Origin of the sequence: Flavobacterium amylolyticum (genome assembly GCF_048284335.1) — a bacterium.
Taxonomy (GTDB): Bacteria; Bacteroidota; Bacteroidia; order Flavobacteriales; family Flavobacteriaceae; genus Flavobacterium.
On the sequence record NZ_JBLVPG010000001.1, the window covers coordinates 539,235 to 564,253 of the forward strand.

The following is a 25,019-nucleotide window of genomic DNA, read 5'->3' on the forward strand; positions in this document are numbered from 1 at the left end:
ACTCGTTTTCTTAAATACCTATTAGAGGTTCTTTAACGCTTTTTTGATAATTGATTCTACAGAAGCATCTGGATCTTCTTGGACTATTTTTTCAATAAGTTTTTCGGAAGTTTTTCGTACAAACCCAAGGACTTCCAGAGCAGATAACGCTTCATCTCGATTTGTATTGCTCTGTGACATAGAAACTTCATCTAAATCATATAATTTTAATACTTTTTCCTTTAAATCAAGTATTACTCTTTGAGCTGTTTTACTGCCTATTCCTTTTATAGATTGAATAATAATTACATCTGCAGATGCAATTGCATTAGTAATTTGTTTTGGATCTAATGAGGAAAGCATGGTTCTAGCTATACTCGCTCCTATCCCGGAAACAGATAATAAGAGCCTGAAAATTTCTCTTTCTGACTTTTCCATAAAACCAAAAAGTGTATGCGCATCTTCTTTTATCTGAAGATGCGTATAGACTTTTATTAAATCTGTGTCTGGTAGTAAGGAATACGTATGTAAAGAAATATTCACATGGTAGCCAACGCCTCCACAATCAATAATTATTTGCGTGGGTGATTTCTCTACTAATTTACCTTGTAAATGTGCTATCATGAAGTGTTAATATATTTCCAAATATAACAAAATTAGCATACGGTTAAATTAAATTCATAATTTTAACTACGCTTCTTGCCTACAGACTATTAAATTAAATTTGTTTTGCTTTTTTCATTTCTTTTTCCTGAGCATCAATCACCGCAATAGCAGCCATATTCACCATTTCCTCAACGCTTGCGCCCAATTGAAATATGTGGACAGGTTTACCCATTCCTAGCATAATAGGGCCTATTGAATCAACTTTATTCAATTCTTTCAAAAGCTTATACGTAATGTTTGCTGATTCTAAATTTGGAAAAATTAAAGTGTTTACTTTTTTACCTGCTAATTTTGAAAAAGGAAATTTTGCTTTCAACATTTCTGGGTTCAACGCAAAATCTGCTTGAAGCTCTCCATCAATAATCATCTCCGGATGATTTTTATGTAAATAAGCCACCGCTTCTCTTACTTTGGCTGCACTTTCACTTGTAGACGATCCAAAATTAGAAAATGATATCATTGCAATCACTGGTTCTACCCCAAACATTTTGGCTGTTTTAGCCGTCATGATGGCAATCTTAGCTAAATCATCTGCTGATGGGTTGATGTTTATAGCGGTATCTGACAAAAACATGGGCCCACGAGCAGTCATCATCATGTTAGTAGTAGCTATAATAGAAGCTCCTGGCGCTTTTTCGATGAGTTGCAACATGGGTTTAACAACAGATGGATAACTTCTTGAGTGTCCTGTTACCAGTGCATCTGCTTCCCCTTCATTAACCATCATTGCGGCAAAGTAGTTTCTTTCTCGCATTAATTTTTGCGCATCTAAAAAAGAAATCCCACGTCTTTGTCTGGAAGACCAATACGTTGTAGCAAACTTATTTCTTCTCCCTTCTTCCTCTTTTATTTTAGGATCAATAATTTGAACATCCGCATCAAAACCAATTTCTTCTTTTAGTTCCAATATAATTTCTTTATTCCCTAATAAAATTGGAAAACCAATTCCCTCTTCCTGTACAATTTGAGCCGCTTTAAGCACATCTAAATGGTCTGCTTCAGCAAAAACAATTTTCTTAGGATCCATCTTTGCTCGGTTTGTAATCAAACGAACCATTTTATTATCATTCCCTAGACGATCCAAGAGTTCTTCTTCGTATTTTTTCCAATCCGTAATAGGGTTCAATGCTACACCGGAATCCATTGCTGCTTTAGCTACAGCCGGAGCCACAATAGTAATTAACCTTGGGTCAAAAGGTTTTGGGATAATATACTCCCTACCGAAATTTAATTTTGTAGCACCATAAGCCACATTTACTTGCTCCGGAACTGATTCTTTAGTCAACAAAGCCAGCGCTTTGACAGCGGCCATTTTCATGGCTTCGTTTATTTTGGTTGCACGAACATCAAGTGCCCCTCTAAAAATATAAGGAAATCCAAGAACATTATTCACCTGATTGGGAAAATCCGACCGACCCGTTGCCATAATCACATCTTTACGGGTTGCAATAGCAAGGTTATAATCAATTTCTGGATCTGGATTAGCCATTGCAAAAACAATGGGATTATCAGCCATTCCAAGTAACATTTGTGGAGACATAATATCTCCTGTGGACAAGCCTAAAAAAACATCTGCATCAACCAAGGCTTCTTGCAAGGTCATAGCCGGAATATCTTTGGCATATTTTTGTTGCAGTTCAGATAGTTTAGGATTGTCTTTTGTCAATAATCCTTTGCTATTAAACATGAAAATATTTTCAATTTTAACCCCTAATAAAACATACAAATCAGAACAAGCCAGTGCTGCTGAACCTGCTCCTGAAACTACTAATTTTACATCCTCAGCTTTTTTATTCGCCAATTCTAATGCATTCAATAATGCAGCCGAAGATATGATAGCCGTACCGTGCTGATCATCATGCATTACTGGAATATTCAACTCTTCTACTAGCCGTCTTTCAATTTCAAAAGATTCAGGTGCTTTAATATCTTCTAAATTAATTCCACCAAAAGTAGGTGCTATGTTTTTTACAGTCTGAATAAATTCTTCAATATCCTTAGTGCCAATTTCAATATCAAATACATCTATATCTGCAAAAATTTTAAACAACAACCCTTTACCTTCCATTACTGGTTTAGAAGCTTCTGGACCAATATCACCCAATCCTAAAACGGCAGTACCGTTTGTAATCACAGCAACTAAATTTCCTTTTGCAGTATATTTATAAACGTTGTTTACGTCTTTTGCAATTTCTAAACAGGGTTCAGCGACACCAGGGGAATAGGCCAAAGATAAATCTCTTTGCGTTGCATATTTCTTTGTAGGAACTACTTGAATTTTACCAGGAGTTGGCTTTGCGTGGTATAATAATGCTTCTCTTCTTTTGCTATTTTTGTCCATTGTTTTTAGATTTTATTCTAGTTGACAAAGATATAAGACTTGCTTTAAAAAGGAAGCTTTTATACTATTCTTTTATAAAAATAGACATGTATTGACAAACAAAAACAGCTACAAAAAATTTGTAGCTGTTTTAATTCTTAAGGTATTCCGCTTTTATTGTGTTATGTAGGAGTTTAAATGTTCAATTGTGTCTTTTTGTAAATCAATTATTGCTTTGACTACATCACTAATGGAGATGATTCCAATTACAATACTATTCTCTAAAACGGGCAAATGCCGAACTCGTTTTGTACTCATTAACTCCATACAGTAGTCTAAATTATCTGAGGGACTTACTGTCACGACATCTGTTTCCATGATTTCATGTACAAAGGCCTTCTTTGAACTCTTGGCCTTTAGGACAATTTTTCTAGCATAATCCCTTTCCGATAAAACTCCTTTCAGGACAGTATCTTCAATGATAAGAATAGCTCCGATATTTTTTTCGCTCATCACTGTCAGTGCTTCATATACAGTGTCAGTGGAAAGTATGGAATATACTTCCTTTCCTTTGGTGCTTAAAATTTGATTAACAGTCATAATAGGTTCATTTAGTGAATTATAAAGTTAAAAAAAATATGCATTCAAACCACAAAAAAATATTTTTTCAGCATTAAAATAAATCATCTGGTGAAATTAACGCTTCCAATTTAACTTTTAATTTCGCATCCAAAATCTGCAAACCATATTGGTAGGAGGCATTTACCCAACCAAACCCTTCCTTAGCGATGTAATCAAATTTAGTTCCCACATTACCATATTCGGCAAAAACTTTATGAGAGCTTATTTCCAGATCAAATTTTTCAGGAATCGTACCGTTGTAGTCCACTGCATTTTTAGTGATCAACCACAACCACCTGTACACCATTTCCTGTGCCTTATCTAAATAATTGTACTTTATCAATCCTTCCCACAACAACATTTGGTGTGGCGCCCAACCAAACGGATAATCCCATTGCCGTTGTGGTGCATCTTTAGATACATGCATCACACTCGCCTTAGTACTTCCGGTAATACCTCCCTTTTTTATAAATTGAGGCAAAACTATTTCCACTAATTTTTTAGCCTGGTATTCATTACACAACCCAGCCCATAAAGGGAAAAATGTTGAGGCAGCTTCAAATGGTAACTGTTTTTCGTGTACAAAATCATAATCAAAATACATACTTGACTGCTCATTCCAACACAATTCGTCGATTTTATTTTTTCTGAAAAGTGCTTTTTGTTGCCATTCTTCCGAAGTATGCATTACAGCTCCCACTTGGAAAGCATTATTGAAATACTCTTTTATCAAATAAGCAATATCGTTTTCATATTTATAAAGAAAACTATTGACGTCTACCGAGTTTAAATTGGCACACGTATTTATAAGCCTATCGGTTGTGTCATGGCCACTTTCTCTCAAGCTACGGTCATGAACGAAATACATATCAAGATCAGCATCAACAAGAGTTCGGTTTAAATATTGTTTTTCAAACTCTCGAATTGGCAAATTGTATTTTTTAGCATACGGCTCTAAAATATCATCAAAATGACCAGGTTCCACTTCAAATGGCATTCCTACCCCGTCCGCTTTATATCGATTTAAACCTGTTGGTGTCAATCGTTTTCCCTGAACCATCCAAACGGAATTGTATTCCAAGATTACTGTTTCTAAATGACTTCTCAACCATTCTAAACTGGGCACTTTCTTTTTTACAATTGCGATTAACAATGAAGAATACAATGGTGGCTGCGTTCTTGTTAAGTAATAACTTCTATTCGCATTTAGAATCTTACCGTAATGTATGATTTGATATTTAAAGTTTTCGGCGATAGACATTGCTTTTTCCAGTTGATTGTCAATAATTAAACCAACCCCAATAAAATAGCTATCCCATCCGTACATTTCGTTAAATCTTCCGCCGGGAACCACAAAAGGTACTCCTTGTAAACTGTATATTTTTTGCTCTAAAGCTAAAGCCAGAATACCTGGTTTAGTATTTAAAGTCTCCACATATTCCATCGAAAAATTTTCGGGCAAAATCCCTACTTTAAAATTCTGAAGTTCTTTTTCTAATTCCTGAAAATAGGCAACACCTTGCTTGTCTTTTGCCGAAACATAAAGTGTAGGAACCTCGTTGTTCGTTTTCTCGTCCTTAAGAATTTGCTCTAAACCTTTTCTATCAATAGTTCTGGTCAATTCATTCCAATAGTCTTCTCTAATTTTCCTCGAAATTCGGTGTACTGGATTCTCTTGAATCCGACTTAAATCAACTTCTCCTAATGCAGAATTCGTATTCTTGAGCTGCGCTAATTCCTGCAATAAATTGGACAAATGATACGTCCCAACAATAACCTCTTCTTGTTTGGTAATTTCGTCAACCAAAACAAATTTTTTAGGGCCATTGTCATCTTTCGTTATTTTTTTATCCTGATCTGTATCCTCTTGAAGCAATAGTTCCTGGAATACTTTGTCTATGTTGAGTACGAATTTCATTGTTTAGTAGTAAGTTTTTTTAAAATAAAGAAAGAAACGAGTAAGAGCGCCATTGGAATTAAGGTATAATAAAATGCATTTTCCGGGCCTTCGTTTTTAAATAAATAACCAATAACTCTAGAACCCAAAGTACCACCAAGCGCAGAGAAAACGACAATTAAACCAGTCATGGAACTGTGGAGTTTTTTAGGCAAAGCACTTAATACCACAGAATTTAAAAGTGGATAAATAGGTGCAATAAAAAGTCCTACTAATGGAAATGCAAATCCTATCAAGGGAATATCACCAAGGGAATTGATCTCTTTGACATCTAATCCAACAGCTTTAGGAAGTACGAAAATTACAATAAGCATTGCTGCTACAATACAGCAACTAAGTACCCAAATCCAATTGACTTTTTTAGTAATAACACCAGCCACTAGTCTTCCCACAGCTAATGAAATGGCCAAAATACTCGCCATCATAATACTAATATTCTCCGGAAGATGCAATACTTTGCTATTGAAAGTAGGCAACCAAGACATGATTCCCTGCTCAATCATTACAAACAAGAACGCACTGATTACAAAAACAATGGTTAACAGTTTTGCGAATAATTTGAACATTTCTTTGAAATCATCTGCTAAATCAACTCCTGGAATTTCGGTTTTGTTTTCGAATTTAGTAAAAAATAAAAAAACAAAAGACACTAATGAAATTCCCGCCAATAACCAATACACGTTTAACCATGAATCCGGATTTGTTTCGGAGTTGAAAGCTGGAAATAAAAAATACGCCAATGCAATCCCTATCATAAACACCCCTTCGATACTGCTCATTAAGCTATTGTGCTCCTGCTGATTCTCTGTTATGGTTCCTATAAGCGAATACACCGATACTTTTATTAACGCAAATGAAACGCCAACGGTAGCAAAAAGTAATTTTGCCGTTCCAAAAGAATTCCCAAAATACATACTAATGCACGCTACTGAAACCAAAGCCAGACCAATAAGCATGGCGCGCTTGTAGCCTATTCTGGGTAAAAAAGAAGCGATTAAAAAAGAAACTATGGCAATAGGCAAATCTTTGAAAGCTTCCAAAACACTGGCTTGCAGTTCATCTACTCCATAATTTTTTTGTGCCTTAAGGATCACAATTCCTACGCTGTTCAGCAATATGGCAAATACAAAGTAATTGAGATACATGGCAATTTTAACCGTACTTTTCTTCATGTTATATTTCTTAATTAATTGTCTAATTATTATTTACAATCCCTTTAGGTAGGACACGCTTAATTTTAATGTTCTGATACTCCCTTATTTTATGAATCAGATCTAAAAAATAATAGTGCTTTTCAGACCGTTTTCAGTATGATCAATAGTAAACCCATTGGTTTGAAGGTTTGCTTTTAGGTGCGCAACTGTAGCGCCATTTACCCATTTGATATCTATAATTTCAGCTACAGTATCATTAATTTCTACTTGACCTGAAAATGCATTCGAAGTATTTCTTAACCGAATTAGGTCTAGCTGTTTACTAACAACTCCTGTTTTCAATCCCTGCTCAATATCCAACATCGTCAATGTGGTGCGATTAATTTCTTTATGTCCGGCACTACCGCCATTATCTGCGGCTTCATAATTATTTTTACCAGCAAAAATATCCAAATACCAAACCTGCGGTATCCCTGGCATAAACATTTGAATGGCTCTTGCAAGAAGTAGCTTTTGTTCGTCTTCCCCTAATGCACTAAAAAAGGTAGCATTTATTTGATAATAAGAAATTTTATTCCCGGATGGATCGTAAAGATTCTTTACACGCCCCCCTCGTTCCATGATTTTATTCATGATACTTTCAATCTCGGTGTCTTCTAATAAACCTTTATTATAAACACCATTTACGGCCTTGCCTTTCAAGTCCAAAACAGGTATGCCATCATGGCAACCAAGCATGTTTACTGTTTTATATCCTTTAGCAATAATTTCCTTAGCCCAACTTAATAAGGCTTTACTGTTTTTATTTTCGATGGTATGAATCGTTAAACCCGGTAAGAAAAAGTCATAGATATAATACCCTTCATTAGCTACCTCATCATGTAAATGCAAACCATATTCTGCATGGATCTCAGGCAGTAACATTAAATTATTTTGCGCTGCTATTTTCCTAATACGCTCTAAATAATCCCAAGTCCCTGGTTTATTAAAAAAATTAGATTCCCCTACTTGTTTATGCAAATAGGCAAAAGCGTCTAATCGAAGAATATTACAACCATAACCGTTTAATTTTTTTAGAGTCTCTTCATAAAAATCCCATACTAAAGGCGAAGCACCATTCACATCCATTTGTCCTAAATAGGAACGCTTTTGTTGTATAATTTGTAAAATTTCTGATTTCCAAGGAGTGCATTCTTTAAAATCAACGGTCTCTAAATCTTGATCATCCTTAATTGCGGCATTAATTAAGGCAACAATAAACTGTCTTTTCTCTTCCGTTATCCCTTTTAAATTTTGCAAATCACCTACAGCAATTGGATTATAGGTTATTTGTTGATAAAAAGTATTCCAATACGGCTGTTCTGTACCATCTGGGAAACGTACTTTCAAGATAGGCAAACCTAACTTTCGCATAAACAATTTATGGAGAAACTCTGGTTTTGGTATTACAATTCCATCTTCATTCAGTACCCCGTTTCCGTCCCAGAATTCGTTCCAATTTATAAAAAAATCTTTAAATTTAGATTCATTACCGTATTGTAACATGTCTTTAAACTGAGGAGAAGCTACAGAAAGATGATTTAATACGATATCAAATTTTAATTTTATATTGAGCTCTTTTAAATCAAGTAAATCTTTTGGGTCTACTAAATCTTTATTTATATCATAATCAATAATAGAAAAACCTCTATCTAAATCGCTATTAAAAAAAGTGGGCAAAACATACAACAAAGAAAAAACATCTTTGAATTCAGCCATTTTAAGCATGCTTACAGTATCCGTTAATTTTTCTCCAATACTATCCGGATAAATATTGAGCATAACACCATTACTGATCTTTTTATTATTTTCTTGCATCGTATTTTATAAAAGTTTAGAAAGGATATTGATGTTATCCGGCAGTCGTCCTACATTTTGCAATTTCAAAGCCGCCAATTTTAAAGCGATGTCCAAACATTCATCAATTGATTTTTCCTTAATATAAGCAAATAAAAATCCGGACCAGAAAGCATCGCCTGCCCCAGTGGAGTCCATAACTTTATCAATTTTTATGGCTGGCATTTGTATAATATCTTTTCCTCTTTGAGATAGTTTCACCCCTTTGCTTCCTAATGTTAAGCAAACGGTGTCTACTCCTTGATGGTGAAAAAACTCAAATATCTCTTCATGTGGAAGCTCCTTCTCAAAAAGACGTAGCATATCATCCTCGCTAATTTTTATCAATGGATTGAACTTACAATACGCATTGATCACTTTAAAAGCCTTCTTTCTACTTTTCCATAGCTTTCTTGCATAGTTGACATCAATACTTAGCTTACAACCTAAATCGTAAGCTTCTTGTGCTTTCTTTAAGATCGTTTTTTGTGCAGGATTTTTACTTAATGCAAAACAAGTGGTATGGAAAATCTTAGTATTGGATAGTATTTCCGTTGAAATTTGTTCCTCATCAATACAACAATCCGCGGAACGGTACGGAATGAAATCTGGGGTTCCCTGAGACCTTGAAACAAAAATCACACTTGTTGATTTATTATCCAGGACTTTAAGGTGGTTTGTATTCACTCCAACACTCGCTAAACGTTCCGAAATATAGGATCCAAAACCATCGTTCCCAACAGTTGCAACCATTATAGTATTCAATCCTAATCGTGTTGAATTCATAGCAACATTAGTAGGTGAGCCTCCTAAATACCTATGATAATCTCTAGTATCATTAATAAGAACATCTTCTTGATGCCCAATAAAATCTACCAGTACTTCACCAACACAAAGGATATCGATTGTATCGCTATTATTATTTATTGTATTATACACTTTACTTGGTTTTTTTTATTTTTATTAATAATGTGCACATCGCAGCAATAAGTAATAATACACCCGCAAAACTAATCGCCTGACGAGGGTCATTATCTAAAAAATTCTTTAAAATATAACCAAAAGATAGGTTTTGGATAATCATTGGAATAACAATCATCATATTAATAATCCCCATATAAACACCATAACGCTCTTTTGGAATAACTGCAACAACCATTAGATAGGGAATCCCCATCATACTTGCCCAAGCAATACCGTAGCCAATAATCACCGCAAAAAATACATATTGATTTTGTACCATTGGAAAAAACAATAAAGAAATTGCGCCTAATAAAAGGCAAACAAAATGAATCATTTTTGCACCGTGTTTTTTAGCTAATATCGCTAAATAAAAGGCTATTGAAAACGTAACTATAAATCCAAAAGCGCCAATTAAACCATTCCATTCTACCGCTTTTTCATAGCCAACTGGATTCTTGGGGGTAACATTCCATACTGATAAGGCAATACTTTTTGAATTATTTTGCCAATAACACATCATGGCATACCACTGAAACAAATAAACCAAAAATAGCTGCCACATCACCATTGGCATTTCTAAAACTGCTTTATAGATATCGATAAAAGGGGAAAAAAACTTTAATGGTTCTGATTTTAAAATGGCTATTTCTTCTGCTGTTGGTGGGATTTCTTTAGTTTTGTTCATACTCCACCAAATGGACGTTATCGACAGTATTGCTCCGAGAAAAAAAGATGCATAAATCCACGTTGGCAACGCTCCTGTATAACCCACAAAAACAAGTGGAAATAGAAATAGTGAAATATAGGATAGAAACTGTCCGAAACCAGTAAAAAAACTCTGAGCCTGAAAACCTATAGGCTGTTGTTCTTCGTCTAATGTGTCAGCAATAAAAGCGCGATACGGCTCCATGGCAGTATTGTTACCAACATCTAGAATCCACAACAAACCAGCAGCCATCCATAAGGAACTGCTGAACGGGAACAAAAATAAAGCGATACTACAGACCATGGCGCCAATAAAAAAATACGGTTTCCGTCTTCCCCATCGCGGATGCCAAGTCTTGTCACTCATTGCTCCAATTATGGGTTGTATCAATAAGCCCGTTAACGGACCTGCAAGATTGAGTATCGGAATTTGATCCGGACTGGCGTGCAGAAAATCATATATAGGGTTTACGGCACTTTGTTGCAAACCAAAACTGTATTGTATCCCAAAAAAACCAACATTCATATTGATTATCTGCCAAAAACTCAATTTTACTTTTAAATTCATTCTAGGTAGTTAATTTGTTAATTATTTCTAAAATTAATTTTAAAATTGCCAATTAAATACAGAATGAAAACAAAAACGTTTTCGGAAGACCCGAAAACGTTTTCGATAATTTAAATCCCCTAAAAAATTTGCTCTTATTTTGAAGTAAATGGAATAATTATTTTAGTTTCCCATTGTAGCTCCTCGCCTCCATTAAAGGGATTCGACAAGAAATGTTCCAAAACTTTATTTTCCAATTTAAGATTGTGCTCTTTTGCGTAATCCATTAAGGCAAACCAGGCTCTGTCTGAGGTCCTGAAATTCCCGTAATAAGTAGCTTTTAATCCTTTGACTGCTGGTAAGGTTTTGAATTTCACACTATCATCTGTAACAATTTTAGTGTTTTTATCAATTGGGAAGCAATAATTAAAATCGATTGTTTCTTTATCTAGGTTCCAATTTGTAATCTCCAAATATGGTTTGCCTCTTATTACAATTTTGTTATGCAATAAAAAGCCAGTAATGTCCGCATCATTGGCAATCATATTTTGTGCTTTCTCCTGTAGAACACTTTTCAGGCTGACATAAGCAACAAATGTTTCTTCTGAGGAACCTTCTCCATCAATTCTGACTTTAAAATTTTTCAAATGCTCGCTTAACCCTTTCTTAAAATCAGTTATTTTTCTGATTTGTTCTTGTTTAAATTCAGTACTAAAAAAGGGAGCAGTTAGTTTATTAAACCAACTATGATTTGCATCTTTAATGCCAACACTCACTTTTGTCACGGAGTCATTAATAGAAGTTATGTTCCAGGTATATTCCATTTGAACTTTCCCTTTTTTCATTTCTTGCTTGATAAAGTCAAAGTTCCTTTTTTCTATCAGGGTGTAATTTTCTTTTTCTTTCATCAACTGAAGGTTAGACCATTCCTGAACCCCTTGAAAAACAGTTCCGGTAGCTGCTTTTACTTTAAACGTAATACAATAATCTGTCTCTTTTATTAAAAGATACCAAATTAAAAATAATGAGAACAAAACACTTAATGCTATTGTAATTTTTTTCCTAACTCTCATTTCTATTTACTCATCTTTAATTTTCCAACAATAAAATCTCCTATAGTCTTTCCGTGATCAATGCCGTTTACAATTGCTGATTTATAATGAATCCCGCCATAAAGTCGACTCATCGCTGCTTCCTTAGCAGCGGCATCAAAGGATACGAATTTTCTTTTTGGCAATCCAAATTGCAATTCAGTATCATCTGTATATGCAAAATTTTCTCCAAAAACAGATGTCAAAATAGAAGAAGAGCACATTGAAATTACCGAATGTCCGCTTGTGTATTCTGGAAATGGTGGCGTTTGCAGCAAAGGCTTCCAATTCTCATCAATATTTTGATTAATTACTGTTTCGGGACGTACTGCATTACTTTTAAATTTTTCATTCCAACAGCTAATGAATCCGTCAAAAATTCCGATTGAGGTTTTTGTATAAGCAAGAACCGTTTTAGCAAAATCCGCATTCGATTTTTTGCATGAAATTTTCACAATACCCATCCAATGGCCTCCGGGTGTAATCTTCTTTTTAGCGAACATCATGTGACCTTGGCTAACCGAAACATACGGATTACAATCCCAAAATTGAGCAATTTTAATTTCCTCTGAATTGTCTCCTTTTTTGGTCATTTCTTTACTGATGTCATAGACTTCCTGTACTTCCTTAAAAAAAGAGGATTTTTTATCCAATGAAAATACAAAAGCCTGAATTGGTTTAAATTGAGAGGCTGAATCAAGAACCATAGTTCTAATTTCGCCCCAATGCGGTTCAACAGCATCCATATAGGCCGGTGGAGTAGGCTGCCATCTCCCGGGCTGATTGGCATAAACAGAAAACTTAGACATAGTTCTGGTTTGTTTGTAATTATCCTTTCCCATCCATACCTTGATACGTTCTGCAACTTTTAGTCCGTAGGCTTTCGAAACTTCGAATTCGTCTTCGTTTTCATCACTCCATTTTTGGTATAAACTATCCCTGAACTTCTCTATAATTTCTTCTGAAAAAACTAATTGTTTACTCAACTCCATGTGCGCAACGAGTGCTGCTACTGGCTGGTTTACGCCACTTTTAGGATCCAGCTTTGGTATAGAATCTAAACCATTCAATTGATTTTGAAGACTGGAATAAGCTTTATTATTTTGAGCCATCACTTCATAAGCCGCAACATTTGGATATACAAAAATCCTACTGGCAACAGGTGGCGAAAAAATATCATGAATCATAATCTGAGTCACGTTATCCATTGCTGCATGATAATCATCTGTACTAACTGCGATAGACTTATTCTTATTACACGAAATAAAAAGAAGGCTAAATACCGCAATACTCATAACTTTGGTTTTCATTTTATTTAAATTTTGTAAGTTGTTTATACTCTCTTATTCCTTTACTGAAGGCATTTCATACAATTCCGCTTTGTTATTATTTATAGTAACTAATAAATATTTTTTGCCTTTGAAATTAATAATATTCAAATGTTTAACTGCCTTTTGGGCTAAATTGATCCCAATTTGATTTCCTAAAAATATTGTTTTTTCACTTTTAATTAAAGCACCAGAAAACCCGTCAAATCTACTGTGATAAGGAGAAACACCAAAATAATTTCCTGCTGCAAAAACTTCTTCTTTTGAGTCTGAATCAAAATTAGCCTTTACAAAACTCATAATTGGCGCCACTTGCATTTTATTGGCAAAAGCCACAAAAGTAAATTTTCCGTTGTCATTTCTCATATACCCGGATTTCAAATTATGCACTTCAAACAATTGCCCTTTTTCAAGCATTTTTGGATCAAATACTTCTTCCAGTGTTTTTCCGGCAAATGATTTGTAACTATTGAATTTCTTTTTTAACATGCCGCTAAATTGCTCAGCCAATTCGTCGAGGCCTAATGTAGTGTAATATTTGCCGTTTTTTTCTATTGCGACAATCGTTTCAAAGGTTTCATTTTTGTCAAAATCATCATAATACATTTTCATAGGAAACTCTTGTGATGCTTTAAATTTAGAATTCTTACCCCAGTTCCCTATTAAATAATCCATATCGCCATCATGATCGATATCAAAAGCAATTATTGATTGCCACAATCCATTATTTTTTTCTGGAAAAACGGTTTCCGTCACATTAGTGAATTTTCCGTTTTTATTAGCAAAAAAAGTAGGCTTCATCCATTCTCCTATCACAATTAAATCTGTTTTTCCGTCGTTGTTAAAATCCGTAAAAACGGCATCTGTAACCATTCCTATTTTTGAAAAAACGTTACTATCCACTATTGTGAACACCCCTTTGTTATTGTTTAACATATAACAATCCGGCATGCTCCCAAATCTATTGTTTATTGAATTATTCCCTATAAAAATATCGAGATCCCCATCTTTATCATAATCAAATGCTTTCACCACTGATGCATTTTGGGCCAGCTTAGTTAAAGTGGTTTTTATAAGTTGATTGCCTTTAGTTACATACAATCGGCTTTGTAAATTAGACGCATTTTCACCACCACCCGAGGCAACATACAAATCATTTACTTTGTCATTATTAAAATCCCCTATTACAGCGGAAGCATCTTCAAAAACCGAATCCTGTTCGATTTCAGCAACTCTTTTTTTAGCAAAACCATTTGAATTTTGAATATAAATTACTGCTTTTTTATCCTTAGAACCACCAAAAAAAATATCGTCTTTTCCATCTCCATTTAAATCCCCTACTGCAGTAGCCGGACTGCGGTCAGAACGTTGATACGGAATTAATTTTTGAGCTAAGAAATCAATATAATCATTTTCTTGATGTATAAAATCAATGCCAAATCCCGTTTCTACCTTTTTAAAAATGGGCAATACCGTTGGATGTAATTTTCTATAATCAAAAACCTTTCTGTCCTGATTTGGCTTTATGGTAAGGGTTTGGTTTACCTTAACATTTTTTAAAGTCTGAAATGTTTTATCCGGCCATATCACTACGAGAGAATCTATCTTGCTTGTTCTACCGTATCCAAAATGAAGTATTGGCTCTGATGAGGATTGAAATCCTCGGGTAGTTTGCAATTCCTTAAATTGTTTTTTTCCTTTAGAATAAGAAATCACTTTTGCTCCAATTCCGAATGTGTTTTTACCTGTAAAACGCAATTTTAATTTTAAGTAGTTTGCCTTTTTATTAGTGGTATTTATATAAATGGAAGCAACTGCATTTGTATTATTGGTAATAACATCCAGATCACCATCATTATCAATATCTGCATATCCGCTTCCGTTAGAAATTATTGAATCATTTTCTATCCAATCCTTTGATCGGTTTTTAAATTGCAAATCGGCCGCCCCCTGAAAAACATAATTGGTTACATTTCCCTTTGGCATTCTCTTTAAAGCTTCTTTATCTAATAATTTTGTAGTATTAATTTTACTTTTAATTTGATCATTTGAATAGTATTTTACATAATCCAAATCGTTAGGCCGTTTTGGAATTCCGTTTGAAACGAATATATCCTGTTCGCCATCTTGATCATAATCGCCAAATAAAACACTCCAGCTCCAATCCGTAGCTGCTACCCCACTTAATAAAGCAGTCTCTGTAAAATGATTACCTCCTTGATTCAACTGCAGCATATTCCTGCTGTATTGGTAATGATAACCTAGTTTTTCGGTTCTCATTTTTAACATTTGAGAATTATCATCCCCTAACGAAGATTTTAACACTTTTTCATCTTCCGGAAGCATGTCTAAAGTAAGGATATCTGGAAAACCATCATGATTAACATCTGCCACATCCACACCCATCGAGAACCTGCTAGTATGCCCAAAATAGTGTTTCAAGCTTTCAGTAAAAGTTCCATCTCCATTATTCAAATAATAATAATCATCTTCATGAAAATCATTCCCTACGTAAATATCCGGATACCCATCCAAATTAAAATCGGAAACTGCCAATCCTAAACCGTACCCATTGGCACCTCCAAAAATTCCTGCCTGTTCACTTACGTCTACAAATTTTCCATTATCGTTCCGAAATAATTTATCGCCGCACTCGTAACTTCTTTTATTTCTGGTATCAGCGTTTCCAAAAGACAATTCAGAGTGAACAGCATGATTCAATAAATACATGTCTAAATCCCCATCTAAATCATAATCAAAGAAAGCGGCTGAAGAACTGTAGTTGTCCAAATCTAATCCATATTCAGCAGCACTTTCGGTAAATGTATTGTCCTTATTATTTATGAACAATTCATTTTGACCTTCAAAACCATTGATCCCTACAACAGCACAAACATAAATATCCAAATATCCATCTCCATTCACATCGGCCATTACCGTTCCCGTATTCCAATCGCTTTGGCTTTCCACCCCTGCTTTTACAGAAATGTCTTCAAATTTATTATTCCCTTTGTTTAAGTATAATTTATTTTTTCCTTGATTTGAAGTAAAATAAATATCTACTAAGCCATCATTGTTAATGTCTCCCAGCGATACCCCTCCTCCATTGTAATAATAGAGATAATCTAAAATAGAGATATTCTTAGACGGATCAAGCTGATTGTTGAACGTAATATTACTTTTCTCAGAAGACAATTTTTCGAATAATTGCATTTCTTTTTTGGAACAACCAATAAACAGTAATGATGCCAGTCCTATTCTAAAAAAATTATTCATTGCGTCTAAATATTTTGGGAACATTATCATTTACAACTGCTATAATTGAAACCTTTTTATTTTTATCTTTTATCATTTTGAATTGCTTAACCTCACCTTTAATAAAGAAACCAGATTGGTTATACGGTACCCAAGAAAAACTGCCTTTTTTATTTCCTAGCAATACACTACCATAATTAGCGTCTAATCTGGAAAACTGGGGCTTGAACTCATATTGATTGCCTCCCAAGATCAAATCCATTATTCCATCGTTATTTACATCCATCGTACAAATTGTATTGACAGAGGACAATTGAACTTCTTTTGGAAGCATTTTTATTTCGAACTTACCGTTGCCTTTATTTATTGCAATGATACTTTCTTGAAGAGTAACCGTTTTTTGTATTGAATTGCTAACTATTTCTTTAGAAAATAATTCCTGGAATGTCTTCTTCGAATAATCCGCATAGCTCAAATTTTTCTTTTTAATGGATGGAATTTGCCGGGCTACTTCTTGTTTTAAATTGATTGGTAGATCCTTACCGTTTATTGATCGCGTGGCAATCTGCTCGATAGTTCCATTATTATCAAAATCATTTGTAAATAATTTCAATGGATTTCCATTGGTTGGTTTGTAGGGCGTATTGGTTCCTCTATTGCCAAGAATCAAATCTTTTTTTCCGTCATTATTTAAGTCTACACAACTTACCGTATTCCAAAAACCTTTATATCCGGTAAGATTTGACTTGTATTCTGCTAATCGACGCCCTGTATTTTTAAAAATCATTGGTGCTGTCCAATCGCCCACTAAAATCAAATCTTTTTTAGAATCGTTATCAATATCTTCCCAGATTGCATCGGTAATCATTCCAAACGAGTTAATCTTGAACCCTTTTTTATCAATAACATTCGAAAAATTCCCTTTTCCGTCATTTTCTAACAATAAATGCTTCGGATCAATTCCATAAACACCCGGAACGCTTCGGCTTCCGATGAACACATCTATATCACCATCATTATCAAAGTCATGTGGGGCAATTACAGAAACGTTGTTGTTTGTAGTTGGAATATTGGTTTTGGTTTTAATAAAAACACCTTTCCCATTATTCAAATACAATCTATTTTTATAATTGGCCTGATTCGCTTTCTCGTTGCCACCGGATCCAACTAACAGATCCATATCACCATCATTATCGGCATCAAAAAAACTGGCTGCAGTATCTTCAAAAGTAGCATCCGCCTCTAAATCTTTTTGAATAGTAACAGCATACTTTCCATTACCATTATTCAAATATATTTTACCCGCTTGTCCTTTGGCACCTCCTACAAAAACATCTTCATTACCATCCCCATTCAGGTCACCTACTGCCAGAGCAGGTCCTTCTTGCGAAAGCATTTTTGAGATCAAACCTTCATGATCAAAATCAACAAAATCATTTTCTTTATGGGTTATAAATTGACTTTTACTTTCCGTAAAAAAGGGTTTAAATTTAACAACATTAGGAGTATAGTTTAATTTAGCATTGGCAATATCTAAATGTATTGTTGAATTATTGGTAATCTTTTTAACCGATTGGAATTTATCATTCGGCCAAATCACGTGTAGTGAATCTATTTTTTTGGTCCCTATTCCAAAAGTCATTACATAATCAACCGAAGACTGAAAACCTCTGGAAGGAATCAACTCTTGCCTGAGAATTTCAGTACCGGAATAAAGCTGTACAACACTCCCTACTGCAAATTTATTTTGTTTTTCTCCTTTTAGTTTGACCTTTACATAATGATTATTCTTATTTTTCTCCGAATTATTTCGATAAACAAATGCTTCTATGTTAACATTGTTAACAATTAGATCTAAATCTCCATCATTATCTAAATCTGCATACGCAGCTCCATTAGAAAAACTAGGAGTGTCCAGTCCCCACTTTTTAGCTTCATTAGTAAACGTTATATTTTTATTGTTGTGAAAAGCATAATTAGGTATTGGCGTACTTGGCATTTTACTAATAATAGTTTCAATTTCATCTTTCTTGCCCGTAACCACCATTTTTTGCATAAATTCATTGGCAAAGAAATCTACAAAATCCTGATTGGTTAAATCATTATAAATCCCATTGCATACATAAATATCTTTATACCCGTCATTATCCATGTCAAATAAAAGAGCACCCCAACTCCAATCTGTTTTTGCAACACCAGCATAATTTGCTACTTCAAGAAATTGATTGTTTCCATTATTAATTTGCAATGTATTTTGCATGTATTGATAATAGAAATCCATATTTATTTTTCGAGTAAATAAATCATAGTTTTCAAAATTAGTGGTTGTTTTAAGACGTTCGTCAGACTCGGGTAACATGTCCGTAACAAAAATATCTGCTTTCCCATCGTTGTTAACATCGGCCATATCAGCCCCCATGGAAGATTGACTAATGTGCGATGTCCATCCCTTGATTTGTTCGGTAAAAGTGCCATTTTTATTATTTATATATAAATAATCTCTTTCATAAAAATCATTGGAAATGTAAATATCAGGATATAAATCTCCGTTTACATCTCCTACTGTAACCCCTAGTCCAAAACCGATTAAACTTCCATAAATACCGGATTCTTCACTTACATCTACAAATTTCCCGTTATCGTTGCGCATTAATTTGTCACCTCCACCTTTTAATATTTCGGCTACATCCCAATCTTTATCCCTTAAATCCCTTTTATTGGAGTAATTAAGGCTGCTTACAGGAATAAAACTGTTGTTTAAAATATAAACGTCTAAATCACCATCTTTATCATAATCAAAAAATGCAGCATGTGTTGTAATTCCAGTATCTGCAAGATTGTATTGTTCGGCTTTATCTGTAAATGTCAAGTTGCCGTTATTAATAAAAAGTTGGCTTTTTCGTATCGAGTTAATATTGTTACCAGCGTTACAAACATATATATCCAGTAATCCATCTCCATTAAGATCAACCATAACCACGCCTGTCGACCATGATTTATTTCCTTCGACACCTGCTTTTTTGGAAATATCTTCGAATTTGAAATTTCCTTTATTTAAATAAAGTTTGTTAGCTCCTAGATTTGAAGTAAAATATACATCCGGAAGACCGTCATTATTAATATCCCCAATAGCGACACCACCGCCATTATAAAAGTTCCTGTACTTGAAGATATTCATATCCGCGCCATTCTTAACTTCATTAATGAAATTAATTCCGGTTTGGGAAGCTTCTAGTTTAGAGAATAAGGCATTTTTATTTTCTAAATTTTCTTTGGAACAATTGGAAAAAAAGAGAATAATAAAGGGTAATAATACAAAACGATTGGACATATTATATTGCAGCATTTTAGTTAGGTAATTGCGTTGGTAAGAATTGCCTAATTTATATAATATTGATAGAAAAAAGAAAAAAAATAGGTATAAAATAAAGAGGGTAATAAATACCCTCTTTATGACTAACTCAAAAATAATTAATAGTAAACAATTTTTAGTACCCTGGGTTTTGCTTCAAGTTGGCATTAAACAAGGCATCAGCTGGAATTGGGAATAATATATATCTTACATCTGAGACGTAAGGTTTCAATTCTCTTGCCGCCAAGAATTTACCGAAACGAATCATATCGTTTCTTCTCCATCCTTCAAACCATAATTCTTTTCCTCTTTCAGTATAAATAGCCTCTAAAGTGGTCGGCACAGTTCCTGCAACTTTAGTTCTAGTAACTAACTGTGTTAATTTTACTAAATCATTAGTTCCAGTTCCACCTCTAAGAATTGCTTCTGCTTTCATTAGCAAAGCATCTGAATAACGCATGAATACAAAATCATTTTCAGGTGTTCCTACATTCGCAGCATCTGGAATGTATTTTTGAGCTCTAATCCCTGCTGACTCTAGAGTAGCGCCACCAGTAATTAAGGTTACAGCAGCCGTGTAAATAAGCGGCTGACCTAATTGGTTATTAGAAGCGTTTCTAATTCTATCACGCACAATTTGAACCCCACCTGGCTTGTACATTTGACCAATTTGAAATCCAACTGGGTTACCAAAATTAGCGATAACATTTTCTCCACTGTATTTAATACGCTCATCATTAGGATTAAATTTATTGTAGTATTCCGCTACAGTTGAAAAACCATTCCATCCATCTGGAGTTTGATTGTAGTGCATTGACATTCTCCAATGGTATTGAATTCCTCCACCAGCACCACCTCTAATATTTTTAGAAGAAAACAAAATTTCAGGCGAAGAATTATTATCTGGTTTAAAATTATCCCAATAATTAGATGCTAAATTACTATTAATAGCATTAACATGCTCAATTACTTTGTTCATATCAGCAGCCGCAAAAGTATAAGGACCCGCAGCTGAAGTGCCAGTAAAAACTCCTTTATTCAAATATAATTTAGCCAATAAGAAATTAGCAGCATCTTTATTTGCAATACTTGCATCTCCTGCTGTTCTTGCAGGTAATTGCGAAAGCACTGCTTCTAATTCAGCAATTACAAATGTTGTAGCTTCAACTCTTGTCCAAACTTTTGGATCATCAGTCAATAAAGAACCTACTTCTCTGTAGGGTACTTGACCAAATAAATCAATTACATTATAATAATAAAATGCTCTTAAAAAACGAGCCTGAGAAACTTCTGAAGGTTTACCATTTTCTATAACCAAATTACAATTGTATACTTGCGATAATAAAGCATTCCAGGCATTTCTAACTTCATTATGGTCTGGTGCCCATGTGTGAACGTGAATTTGTCTCCAAGTAGCATTATCATCCCAGTCACCACCTCTTGTAGGTCCGACTAAAGCATCTGTTGACATCTCATCAAGAGCAAACATTTGTCCTTGAGTTTGAAAACCTCTTAATCCTTCATAAGCACTAATCAATAATGAAGCAGTATTAACTGTTCCACCTTTCCCACTCTCTATGACTACACCGTCTAGTACTTCCTCATCTAAATTCGTACAACTTACACCAAAAACAATTGTACCGGCGAATAAGATGCTTTTTATAATATTTATTCTTTTCATTGTTCTTTTAAATTAAAATGTTACGTTAAGTCCAACAGCTACACTTTTTTCTCTTGGATAGGATAAATATTCCATACCCGCAGAAGGCACCCCATTCAAAGTTTTATCAGTATCCACCTCTGGATCAGATCCTGAATAATTTGTAATAATAAATAAATTATTACCATTCACATACAAACGAGCGGATTTAATTTTGAATCTTTCCAAAGAAGATCCTTTGAAAGTGTATCCTAAAGTTAAATTCCCCATTCTTAAGAAATCTCCCTTTTCTAAATATTTCGTTGAAGGCGAATTAGGATCACCTTGAGACTGAGCAGACGTAGCAGCTTCTTGAGTTACGTTTCTACCACCCAGAAAAGCACCTTTAAAGAAATACGCATTCGTTGTATTGTTGTAAATATAATGACCAAAAGCACCATAAAAAGAAGCACTTGCATCAAAACCTTTATAAGCTAAGTTGGTAGAAAAACCAACATTGATTTTTGGTAAAGGTTGCTTGTCTAATATTGATTTAGCAGCAGTACCTAAACCAGTATCATTTCCAGCCGCATCAGCATAAATAGAATTACCGCCTGCATCATAACCTCTCCATTCATACAAATAGTAAGAATAAATTGGTTTGTTGTTTGTTACTACTTGCGCATAAGCTCCTGACAATCCTTGTCCATTTAATCCTCCTGTTGATAAAAATCCAGTGAAATTTGTCATTTCATTTTTCAAAAATGATGCATTCCCAGAAACGTCCCAAGTTAAATCTTCGGTATCAATCACTTTATAATTCAATGAAACCTCAACACCTTTATTAATTAAGTTACCCGGTAAGTTTTTGAAACGTGGAGAGGGTGGACCTGGCTGAGTTGATGCAGCAGGTATTGGGAAAATTAAATCTTTAGTATCTCTTTGAAAATAATCTACCGAACCTGTCAATCTATTATTAAGAAACTCAAAATCAGCACCTACACCATATGATTTAGTAGTCTCCCATCTTAAATCTTCATTTGCATTACTATCAACATTTAAAGTACCGTTCAATCCATACGCTCCTCTTGCTATAGCAGAGTTAGGTGCAAATTCCTGATTTCCAGTAATACCGTAATTTCCTCTAATTTTAAAATCATTTACCAATCCTTCTTTACCTTCAACAACTTTGTAAGCAACACCTACAGAAGGAAAATAATCATATTTGTTATTAATCCCTAATTTAGTAGAACCGTCCGCACGTAAAGTACCGGTAAGGATTAATTTTTTATACAATGTAGCATTTATTCTTCCAAAATACGACTGTAATTCTACTCTATTTCTGTATGAATTAACCCTGTATTCGTTTTGCAAACCTCCTTCAATATTGTCAATCAAGTTTGTTTGTTCAACATTGTAACCTTTTCCAGTTGATGTATTACCATCAGCCGTATAATCATAATAAGAATATCCAACTAAAGCATCCAAATTAAAATTCTCACTAAAGTCATTGTTGTAATTTAATGTATGCTCAAATGTTTTGTTGAATTTATTTTGATTTGATATAGAAGCATTACCTCTTTTAACTTCTGTAGGTATTCCATTTATCCCTGTCCCTGGAACAGTTGCTATAAATTGATCCCCTTGAATATCAATTGTTGGTAACAATTGACTTTTTCTGCTAGAAGTTGAACTTTCAATACCAAATAAGAATTGGTATTTCAATTTACTATTGATTTTCCAAGTTGTGTTGATACTCCCTAATAATTTATTAGTATTAGTGAAATCTTTATACGAATTCAATAGTTGAACTGGATTCAAATAGGTATTACTAACTACATTATAAGAACCATTTGCATTATAAATAGGCAACGTTGGGTTCCAATATAAAGCTGTACCAACAACATTACCAATAAAACCAGCATTGTTTGACAATAGAGTCGCTTCATCTTTCAAAGAAGCATATATAATTCTTGACTCTACTTTTACAGCTCCTCCAAAGAAATCATTAGCATTGTATAATGAAGCACTATACTTATCTAAACCTGTATTTTTAACAATACCATCTGTGTTAGATGCACCGAATGAAACTCTAGTATTAGAATTTTCAGTTGTTTTACTAAAAGACAAATCATGATTCATGGTAAAACCAGAACGCAAAACTGCATCTTTCCAATCGTAAGATCTAGAAAGTTTATCATCACCACCAGCTCCAACAAATTCATCCGCACTCATCACACCAAAATCACCTGAGATCTTACTGAACTGTACAGAAGTACTATAAGCCAATTGTGGTTCTTTAGACTTCCCTTTTTTAGTAGTAATTACAATAACTCCATTAGCTCCACGAGAACCATAGATAGCAGTAGAAGATGCATCTTTCAATACAGTCATGCTTTCAATATCATTTTGATTCACAAAATTTAATGGATTTCTTGCAGATGAAGAACCTAATAAATCAGCACCACCAGCAGAAACATTACCTCCGTCCAATGGTACACCATCAATAACGATTAACGGCCCATTTCCAGAACGGATGGAAGAATTACCACGCACTCTGATCGAAACTCCTGCACCCGGCTCACCACTGGATTGTGTAACCTGAACACCAGCAACCTTACCTCTTAATAATTGAGCAGGTGATGGTGAAGCCACATTATCAAAATCTTTTGCGCCAATTTGATCTACAGCCCCAGTTGCATCTTTCTTTCTTACAGAACCGTAACCAATAACAACTACCTCTTTCAATTCAGCCGAATCTTCTTTTAATTCTACATTAATTGTACTTTTTCCAGCCACATTTATCTCTTGAGATTTAAGACCAATGTAACTAAAAACTAAAACTGCGTTTGAGCCAACATTCTTGATAGTAAATTTTCCATCGAAATCAGTTTGCGCTCCATTTGTTGTTCCTTTTACTATGATAGAAGCCCCTGGAAGCGGACCACTAGCATCAGATACTGTACCGGACACATCTTGCGAATATGTCAAACTTGTACAAAGCATCGTTAGAAACACCATTAAGCCTTTAATTAGACTATTTTTCATACGTAATAAATAAGTTGGTTAATAATTTGTTTAAATGGTTTGTTTAAATATTAACATCAAACATAATTATAATTTTATGATAATATTAAGATATTAACAAACTATAACGTTTTCGTTGCGTCGAAAACGTTTTCGATTTTAAAATTAATACTTTAAAAAATTAATAGTAAAATTATATTAAACACAAAAAAAATGGAATAAATATCACATTCTTATGGTTTCACAGCTTTTAAACCACAAAATCAATTGCATATTAATCAATAAAAAAGCTTATTGTAATATAAGATTGCGAATTATTCATCGTAATAAAGCTTTTTACTAAAAATCAACAATCCAGACCTCACCCATTGAAATAGCAATCAATACATTTCAAGTTATTTTTTATCAATCTTTTAAACGTAATACTATTGCGTTAACATAACGTGCAATTAAGAAAATTTAACACTTCTTAAAATAAAAATTTGGAGAAAATAACTTATAATTTATATAATGATTTAATACAATTATTTTTTATTATTA

General features: G+C 34.0%; 14 protein-coding genes. All 14 read right to left on the reverse strand.

From position 1 onward, the window contains the following. Window positions 1-21: 21 nt before the first annotated feature. Window positions 22-603 carry a Holliday junction branch migration protein RuvA gene (gene ruvA, locus ACNQF9_RS02420; protein ID WP_417989573.1) on the reverse strand — a complete coding sequence of 194 codons (582 nt, stop codon included), beginning with the start codon at window positions 601-603 and terminating at the stop codon, window positions 22-24. A 94-nt stretch (window positions 604-697) separates the two neighbouring features. After that, a complete protein-coding gene (locus ACNQF9_RS02425; RefSeq protein WP_417958669.1) occupies window positions 698-2,986 on the reverse strand; it encodes an NADP-dependent malic enzyme in 2,289 nt (762 codons plus the stop codon). A gap of 153 nt (window positions 2,987-3,139) precedes the next feature. Further along, a complete protein-coding gene (locus ACNQF9_RS02430; RefSeq protein WP_417958670.1) occupies window positions 3,140-3,565 on the reverse strand; it encodes a CBS domain-containing protein in 426 nt (141 codons plus the stop codon). A gap of 73 nt (window positions 3,566-3,638) precedes the next feature. Continuing rightward, complete coding sequence (locus ACNQF9_RS02435) at window positions 3,639-5,504, reverse strand: trehalase family glycosidase (RefSeq protein ID WP_417958671.1); 1,866 nt, start codon at window positions 5,502-5,504, stop codon at window positions 3,639-3,641. Then, window positions 5,501-6,715: an MFS transporter gene (locus tag ACNQF9_RS02440; protein ID WP_417958672.1), complete on the reverse strand. Its 1,215-nt coding sequence runs from the start codon at window positions 6,713-6,715 to the stop codon at window positions 5,501-5,503. The genes ACNQF9_RS02435 and ACNQF9_RS02440 overlap by 4 nt, the downstream gene beginning before the upstream one ends. A gap of 102 nt (window positions 6,716-6,817) precedes the next feature. Beyond that, the gene (locus ACNQF9_RS02445) at window positions 6,818-8,554 is read right to left on the reverse strand and encodes an alpha-amylase family protein (RefSeq protein ID WP_417989574.1); all 1,737 of its coding nucleotides are present in this window, start codon (window positions 8,552-8,554) and stop codon (window positions 6,818-6,820) included. A 6-nt stretch (window positions 8,555-8,560) separates the two neighbouring features. Beyond that, a complete protein-coding gene (locus tag ACNQF9_RS02450; protein ID WP_417958674.1) occupies window positions 8,561-9,511 on the reverse strand; it encodes a carbohydrate kinase family protein in 951 nt (316 codons plus the stop codon). A 1-nt stretch (window position 9,512) separates the two neighbouring features. After that, window positions 9,513-10,808, reverse strand: coding sequence for an MFS transporter (locus ACNQF9_RS02455; protein ID WP_417989575.1), 1,296 nt, complete (start codon window positions 10,806-10,808; stop codon window positions 9,513-9,515). Between the two features lie 134 nt (window positions 10,809-10,942). Further along, entirely contained in the window at window positions 10,943-11,860 is a 918-nt protein-coding gene (locus ACNQF9_RS02460; RefSeq protein ID WP_417989576.1) for a GyrI-like domain-containing protein, read from the reverse strand. A gap of 2 nt (window positions 11,861-11,862) precedes the next feature. After that, on the reverse strand, window positions 11,863-13,188 hold the full coding sequence (locus ACNQF9_RS02465; protein WP_417989577.1) for a vanadium-dependent haloperoxidase: 1,326 nt from the start codon (window positions 13,186-13,188) through the stop codon (window positions 11,863-11,865). Between the two features lie 33 nt (window positions 13,189-13,221). Continuing rightward, complete coding sequence (locus ACNQF9_RS02470; protein WP_417989578.1) at window positions 13,222-16,482, reverse strand: VCBS repeat-containing protein; 3,261 nt, start codon at window positions 16,480-16,482, stop codon at window positions 13,222-13,224. Further along, the gene (locus ACNQF9_RS02475; RefSeq protein ID WP_417989579.1) at window positions 16,475-19,807 is read right to left on the reverse strand and encodes a VCBS repeat-containing protein; all 3,333 of its coding nucleotides are present in this window, start codon (window positions 19,805-19,807) and stop codon (window positions 16,475-16,477) included. Before ACNQF9_RS02475 ends, ACNQF9_RS02470 begins: the two co-directional genes overlap by 8 nt. Window positions 19,808-19,949: 142 nt before the next feature. Continuing rightward, the gene (locus ACNQF9_RS02480; protein ID WP_417989580.1) at window positions 19,950-21,494 is read right to left on the reverse strand and encodes a RagB/SusD family nutrient uptake outer membrane protein; all 1,545 of its coding nucleotides are present in this window, start codon (window positions 21,492-21,494) and stop codon (window positions 19,950-19,952) included. Between the two features lie 12 nt (window positions 21,495-21,506). After that, a complete protein-coding gene (locus tag ACNQF9_RS02485) occupies window positions 21,507-24,500 on the reverse strand; it encodes a SusC/RagA family TonB-linked outer membrane protein (RefSeq protein ID WP_417958681.1) in 2,994 nt (997 codons plus the stop codon). Window positions 24,501-25,019: the final 519 nt, after the last annotated feature.

Coding starts and splice junctions, on each gene's coding strand:
- ACNQF9_RS02430 (WP_417958670.1), bottom strand. CDS start 3,565: ATGACTGTTAATCAAATTTTAAGCACCAAAGGAAAGGAAGTATATTCC.
- ACNQF9_RS02440 (WP_417958672.1), bottom strand. CDS start 6,715: ATGAAGAAAAGTACGGTTAAAATTGCCATGTATCTCAATTACTTTGTA.
- ACNQF9_RS02465 (WP_417989577.1), bottom strand. CDS start 13,188: ATGAAAACCAAAGTTATGAGTATTGCGGTATTTAGCCTTCTTTTTATT.
- ACNQF9_RS02460 (WP_417989576.1), bottom strand. CDS start 11,860: ATGAGAGTTAGGAAAAAAATTACAATAGCATTAAGTGTTTTGTTCTCA.
- ACNQF9_RS02445 (WP_417989574.1), bottom strand. CDS start 8,554: ATGCAAGAAAATAATAAAAAGATCAGTAATGGTGTTATGCTCAATATT.
- ruvA (WP_417989573.1), bottom strand. CDS start 603: ATGATAGCACATTTACAAGGTAAATTAGTAGAGAAATCACCCACGCAA.
- ACNQF9_RS02475 (WP_417989579.1), bottom strand. CDS start 19,807: ATGCTGCAATATAATATGTCCAATCGTTTTGTATTATTACCCTTTATT.
- ACNQF9_RS02425 (WP_417958669.1), bottom strand. CDS start 2,986: ATGGACAAAAATAGCAAAAGAAGAGAAGCATTATTATACCACGCAAAG.
- ACNQF9_RS02455 (WP_417989575.1), bottom strand. CDS start 10,808: ATGAATTTAAAAGTAAAATTGAGTTTTTGGCAGATAATCAATATGAAT.
- ACNQF9_RS02485 (WP_417958681.1), bottom strand. CDS start 24,500: ATGAAAAATAGTCTAATTAAAGGCTTAATGGTGTTTCTAACGATGCTT.
- ACNQF9_RS02435 (WP_417958671.1), bottom strand. CDS start 5,504: ATGAAATTCGTACTCAACATAGACAAAGTATTCCAGGAACTATTGCTT.
- ACNQF9_RS02480 (WP_417989580.1), bottom strand. CDS start 21,494: ATGAAAAGAATAAATATTATAAAAAGCATCTTATTCGCCGGTACAATT.
- ACNQF9_RS02470 (WP_417989578.1), bottom strand. CDS start 16,482: ATGAATAATTTTTTTAGAATAGGACTGGCATCATTACTGTTTATTGGT.